This window comes from Acidimicrobiia bacterium (assembly GCA_016650365.1).
Classification (GTDB): Bacteria; Actinomycetota; Acidimicrobiia; order Spongiisociales; family JAENVV01; genus JAENVV01.
The window spans coordinates 1-6664 of sequence record JAENVV010000032.1 but is presented as its reverse complement, the minus strand read 5'-3'; the positions used below and the strand labels follow the sequence as shown (position 1 = coordinate 6664).

At 59.5% G+C, this 6664-nt stretch carries 4 protein-coding genes; 3 read left to right on the top strand and 1 reads right to left on the bottom strand.

The features are described from left to right. Nucleotides 1-2146 (top strand): NAD-glutamate dehydrogenase (locus tag JJE47_01900; GenBank protein MBK5266165.1); only part of this gene is annotated, 2146 nt, incomplete at its 5' end. Nucleotides 2147-2198: 52 nt separating this feature from the next. Here the strand turns inward: JJE47_01900 and JJE47_01895 are convergent. Then, nucleotides 2199-3341 carry an aminotransferase class I/II-fold pyridoxal phosphate-dependent enzyme gene (locus JJE47_01895; protein MBK5266164.1) on the bottom strand — a complete coding sequence of 381 codons (1143 nt, stop codon included), beginning with the start codon at nucleotides 3339-3341 and terminating at the stop codon, nucleotides 2199-2201. Between the two features lie 139 nt (nucleotides 3342-3480). Here JJE47_01895 and JJE47_01890 point away from each other — a divergent pair, with 139 nt between their 5' ends. Together JJE47_01890 and JJE47_01885 are read left to right on the top strand one after the other, a co-directional pair. Next, nucleotides 3481-3891 carry a DoxX family protein gene (locus tag JJE47_01890; GenBank protein MBK5266163.1) on the top strand — a complete coding sequence of 137 codons (411 nt, stop codon included), beginning with the start codon at nucleotides 3481-3483 and terminating at the stop codon, nucleotides 3889-3891. Nucleotides 3892-4042: 151 nt separating this feature from the next. After that, a complete protein-coding gene (locus tag JJE47_01885) occupies nucleotides 4043-6505 on the top strand; it encodes an FAD-dependent oxidoreductase (protein ID MBK5266162.1) in 2463 nt (820 codons plus the stop codon). The last annotated feature ends 159 nt before the right edge of the window (nucleotides 6506-6664 follow it).

Sequence of the window (6664 nt, the reverse complement as noted above, 5' to 3'; positions counted from 1 at the left end):
GCACCCTGACCGGGTTCGCCACTACGACGACGACGATCCGTATCTCGTCGTGGCGGCCGACAAAGGAACCGCTTCGTTCAGTGATGTTGCCAACGGAATAGCTGCCCGGTACAACTTCTGGCTGGGCGACGCGTTCGCTTCTGGAGGGTCCGCCGGCTACGACCACAAAGCACTTGCCATAACCGCCAAAGGCGCATGGGAATCACTGAAACGCCATTTCGGCGAGCTCGGTCTGGACCCAGGGGCTGACGAGTTTCGGGTGATCGGTATCGGGGACATGTCTGGCGATGTTTTCGGCAACGGCATGCTCCTCTCCGATCGTATTCAACTGGTGGCGGCGTTCGACCATCGACACATTCTTATTGACCCGAATCCCGACGCCGCCCGCAGTCACGCCGAGCGGGAGCGCCTCTTCTACCTGCCCCGGTCCTCGTGGGACGATTACAACCGGGAGCTTCTCTCAGAGGGTGGCGAAATCTGGCCCCGATCGACGAAAACCATCACCCTCTCGGATGCGGCCAGGACTGCACTCGGCACCGACATCGCCGAATTCACCCCGACCGAACTCATTTCGACCATCTTACGAGCCCCCGTAGACGTTTTCTGGAACGGTGGAATCGGAACCTATGTGAAGTCTGTGTCTGAGTCGCACGCCGATGTCGGGGATCGCGCCAACGATGGTCTACGGATCAACGGATCTCAACTGCGAGCCCGGGTCGTCATCGAAGGAGGAAACCTCGGTTTCACCCAGCAAGCCCGAATCGAGTTCGCCGAACATGGCGGGAATATCAACACGGACTTCATCGACAATTCTGGCGGAGTCGATTGTTCAGACCGAGAAGTCAATATCAAGATACTGCTACAGCTGGCCATGGAAGCCGGGCGGTTGACCCTGGAAGAACGCGACGAGCTCATCGCTCAGGTCGCCCAGGATGTTGTTGCGGCGGTTCTCTACGACAACTATCTACAGGCACAGATCCTTTCTCAAGAAGTGCGAAGTTCGGCTCCCCGACTCGACGCTTACGAAGATCTCATGGCCGAACTTGGAGCTGACGGCATGCTCGATCGTGAGCTGGAGGGATTGCCAAGCTCGGAGATCATGGCTGAACGCCGGACGTCGGGACTGGGACTCACCCGCCCTGAACTCGCCGTGCTCGTTGCCTACTCCAAGCGGAGCCTCCGAGAATCCATCCAAGCGTCAGGGCTGCCCGATGATGTCTATTTCATTGCCGACGTCGATACGTACTTCCCGTCTGCCATCGTCGAACGATTCGGGGACTTGATCAGTGAGCACCCGCTTCGGAAACGGCTCATCGCGACCATTCTCTCCAACGAAGTCGTGAATTCTGAAGGGCCGACCTTTGTATCGCGCATTTGTCGCCGGGCAGGGGCGAAACCTGAGGAAGTAGTCAAGGCCTATCAGATCGCCCGCGACGCCAGTGGGGTTGTCAAGCGATGGGAGGCAATCGAAGCGATCTTCGATACCGTCGAAACCGGCATCTGGCACAAACTCATGTCTGGAGCCGATGGGCTCGTGGCCGCGTTGACCAGGCGCTATCTCGCCGAGGTGCCAGAAAGCACCCCGATCGGCGAGGTCGTCGAGGCCTCCGTGGAGGGCTTTATCGCCATCGAGCAGATCATGGACCAAGGTGGATCCGATTACTGGCGGGCCGCCCGGGCAAGCACGATCGACCATCTCGTCATATCCAATGTTCCCCCCGACGTGGCGCGTTGGCACGCATACACGCCGCTCTTTGTCCATGCGCCGGGGGCAATACGACTGGCCAAGCGATACGATCGCGACCCGATCGAGTGCCTAGAGGTGATGCTCAACATTGGCGTCGTCGTCTCTCTTGATCGACTGGACGAAGTCCAACAGAACTTCGTGCCACAGGTCCCCTGGGACCGATGGGCGATACAAAGCATCATGGATGACCTCATCGGACTCAGACGCCGGTTGGGGGCCGCCGTCCTGCGACGGGCCGATGGACTGACCGGACCCGAAGCCGTCGAACAATACGTGGAACGTCACGGCCAGCAGATCGCTCGCATCGAACGCGTAATGGAAAGTTTCGAAAACGCCTCACACGAAGACCTGACACCCCTGATCGTGGCCATTCGCCAGATTCGAACGCTGCTCGCCTAGCGGTCCCCGCCAGGGCATGGGCAGCGTGAACTCAGCTAGACCACAAGACTGGCTACAGCCTGGACATTCTCTCCAACGCTTGTTCCAAGGTTCTCTCGTCTTTGCAAAATGCGAAGCGAACGAGGTGGGTTCCCTCGTCGGAACCGTGATAGAACGCCGATGGAGGAATGGCAGCAACTCCAATCTCGGTGATCAAATGTTGGACAAACTCGACATCGGTCCCCAGCCCGAAAGGTCGATGATCCGCCAGGACGTAATAGGCGCCTTCGGGAGCCTCGGCGGTAAAGCCGACCGATCTCAGGCCATCGACAAGAAGGTCTCGTTTCGATAGGTACATCGCCCGAAGCTCAGTGAAATAGGCCTCCGGGGCTCGGAGAGCGGCCGCTGAACCGTGCTGCATGGGATTAGGGGTCGTGAAAGTCAGGTACTGGTGGGCGGCCCGGATGGGCTGAGTCAGGTGAGCGGGAGCGATCGCCCAACCGGTCTTCCAACCTGTCAGCGAGAACGTCTTCCCGATCGAGGACAAGGTTATGGTTCGCTCCCACATGCCTGGCAGGGCCGCCATCCGGATGTGGTCCCGCCCGTAGGTGATGTACTCATACACCTCATCGGTCACGGCGACCACGTCATACTCCCGACACAACTCGCTGATCAGGGCCATTTCGCCGGCGTCGAACACCCGGCCGGTTGGATTGTGCGGGGTGTTGACGACGATCAAGCGGGTCCGTGAACCAAACGCGGCCCGCAGTTGCGCCTCATCGAACCTGAAATCCGGCCCATGGAGAGTCACATAGCGCGGGATGGCGCCGGCCATGGCACAACCAACCGGATAGGCATCGTACGTCGGTTCGAACAGGATGACCTCATCGCCGGGATTTACCAAGCCGAGAAAGGTGGCCGCCAGGGCTTCGGTACACCCCGAGGTCACCGTCACTTCGACAAGCGGATCGATCTGGAGTCCGCTGACCTGCAGAAAACGATCGCATATCGCCTCCTGGAGGACACTGATCCCCATCGACGGTGGATATTGGTTCGACTCACCGACGATCGCGTTCATCGCGGCCTGCTTGACGAAGTCGGGACCTTCCCACGAGGGGTACCCCTGGCCGAGGTCGATAGCCTGGTGCTCTCTCGCCAGGGCAGTAATCGTCGTAAAGATCGTTGCCCCGAAGGGCGCGAAGCGGTCTGACACCATCGACAAGACTGTAGCTGGTGAAGCCGGGTCTCCCACATGACACGAACCATCCGGTACCCGCCAACTGTCGTTGAAGTGACATTTACGCGTGGAACTGGCCAGGCGCGGGTTGTATTGGGTAAGCAATCAGGAGAAGCCAATGATCAACAGCGCCCGCAAATTCTTCGAATCTGTCCTTGAATACCCGGACATCCCACTCCTGCTCGTCCGACTCGTGGTCGGACTGGTATTCGTCGTGGCCGTCCGGAACAAACTCACGGATGTGCGTGCGTTCGCTCAGCACAACGGCCTCAGTGTCCCCATCGCGTGGGGATTGATCTTCGCCGAGGCATCGGGCGGCCTCGGTTTTATCCTTGGCATCCTCCCCCAGGTGGCCGCCCTGGTGATCATGGGCTCGATGGTCGGATCCATGTCGTTCCACATCTTCAAGTGGAAGAGCACATACTGGGCTGCGAGCGGCGGATGGGAATACGACCTGATGATCTTCTCGATGGCATCGGTCGTCCTCGTCTCCGGCGGCGGCGCCATCGCGTTCTATCCGACCTTCTAGTTCGGCCCCGCGCCCGTCCAACGTCGGCTTCACCCACATTCAAATCCCGATCCAACTCGACTGCACAATGAAGGAAACCTGAGTTGGAAGTGCAGTATGTTGATCGATCAGCCAGACTGCTCAGGCAGAACAAAGCGGGAACGAGAGATACATGCCAGGCAAAGTTGTAATCGTCGGCGGCGGCATCATCGGCGCCCTCACCGCGTACCACTTAACAAGCTTGCACGGGTGGAAAGAGGTCGTGGTCATCGACCAAGGCGAACTCCCGATCAACGCCGGGTCGACCTCGCATGCGGCCGGTGGTGTGGTCGCCGTCAGCCACAACCAGACACTGACCCAGATGGCCGTGTACTCATCACAGTTCTACGCCGGACTCGATCAACTCGACGACAAGCACCGCCACTATGTCGGCGTTGGCGGGCTCGAGCTCGCCAGGACCCCCGAGCGTATGGAAGATCTGGTTCGATTACACGGCGAGTGCAGCGGATGGGATGTCGAAACCGAACTGCTCACCCCGGCCGAAACCGTCAAACAGATGCACATCCTTGACCCCGAAGCGTTCGTAGGCGCCCTGTTCGCACCCGCCTCGGCGCAAATCAAGGGTTACCAGGTCGTCGGAGACCTCATGAAACGGAGCCGGGCGCTCGGAGCGAGTTTTCATGCCCACACGAAACTGGAAGGCATTGAAAGCATCAACGGTCGGGTGAGGGGCGTCAGCACGAATAATCCGGCTCTGGCCCACATCGACTGCGACCACGTGGTCATCGCCGCCAACATCTGGACCCCCGCCATCCGCGGTGCCTTCGGTTTCGGGGTACCGCTGATGGCCTTCGAGCACCAATACGCCATCACGCCCGCCCTCCCCGAACTGGCGGAGTACCTCCCGACCAACCTCGACGACGAAATGACGTTCCCGATCCTGCGCGACCTCGACAGCGCCATGTACTACCGCAAACACTGGAACGCCCTGGGCCTCGGCTCATACAACCACCCACCTCACATGGTGCATCCGAAGGATGTCGGCCCAACGGCCCGGCGCAGCTTCACCCCGCAGGACATGGCGGAACCCTGGTCGCGGGCCCAGGAGCTGATTCCGATGCTCCGAGATCGCCAACCCGAATTCGACTCGGCCTTCAATGGCCTCACCGCGGTTTCTGCTGACGGAATGCCGATCATCGGTGAATCCAGGGAGATACGAGGCCTCTGGTCGGCCAACGCCGGCTCGCTCAGCCACGCCGGGGGCATCGCCAAATCTCTGGCAGAATGGATGACCACAGGCGAAACCGAATGGGACATGCGGGCCTGCAATCTGTATCGATTCCAGAGTCATGTCACCACTCCAGCTTTCATCGAACGAGTCACACCAACGAACTATCGCGAAATCAATGACATCGTCCACCCGCGCCAACCCAGTAGTGACCCTCGCAACGTTCGCAGGACCCCGCTGCACAGCCGCCATGTCGAGGCCGAAGCCGCCTTCACTACCTTCGCCGGCTACGAAATGCCCAATTGGTTTGACTCCAATGCGAACCTTCTCGACAAATACAGCCAGGCGGTTCCCGCCCGGAATGGCTACTCCGCCAAGTACTGGTCACCAGTCGTGGGCGCAGAGCACCTGGCTGTCAGGGAGACTGCCGGGTTATTCGATCTGAGTGGACTGTCGATTATTGACGTGGCAGGGCCGCGCGCCGCCAGGTTCGCCGACTACCTATGTTCAAATCGTATGGATGGTCCGATCGGCAAAGCGGTCTATACCTGCTGGCTCACGAGGTCCGGAGGAATCAAGCGGGACCTGGTGGTAGCTCGTATGGCATCCAACCGCTTTTGGATGTTCACCAGGGAGGAAACCCTCCCACAGGACCTCGACTGGGTCGAACGCAATGCTCCCAACGATGTGGTCGTCACGAACCTCTCTGACTCCTATTCGGCGATCGGCCTCTTCGGCCCAAACGCCCGCAACATCCTCCAGTCCGTATCGGAAGCCGATCTCTCGAACCAGGCTTTCGGTTACTACACCGGCCAATGGATCGACGTTGGGATGGCCAGGGTGTTCGCCATGCGTATTTCGTATGTGGGTGAACTGGGCTGGGAACTTCATGTCTCGACCGACATGAGCCTCCATGTCTGGGACGAGATCCGGCAGGCAGGCGAAAAGCACGACCTCATCCTGGCCGGGTTGGCGTGTAGGGATTCGTTGCGCGTCGAAAAGGGATACCGTCTCTGGGGCAGTGACATACATGCCGACTATGACGTCTACGAAGCCGGCCTTGGTTGGACCGCCCGGCTCACCAAAGACGACTTCATCGGTAAGGCGGCGACCCAGGTTCTCAAAGCCGACGGGCTCCGCCGAGAACTGGCGTGTCTGACCGTGGATGATCCTGCGTGCGTCCCGACCGGTTATGAAGCGATCATCGCCGATGGCGAACCGATCGGGAACGTGACGACCGCCAACTTTGGATACTCGGTCGGGAAGACCATCGTCTACGGGTACCTGCCGATCAAATACTCCTACCCGGGGAAATCGTTACACATCAGATTTCTTGGCCATGATTATCCGGCCGTGGTCACCTCCAAGCCACTCTACGATCCGGAAATGACCAAGGTCTACGCCTAACCGCAGCTGATCACGGGAATCTGCCACTTGATCGAGTCACGATTCATCCGTGACCGTCATCGGGCATTGCCACACCCAGGTTCTGCCGTGCGATGTCGACCCGGATCCCTGCAACGGACATAGACTGATTAAACCTTCCGGCCTGGTCCGGTGTGTGTT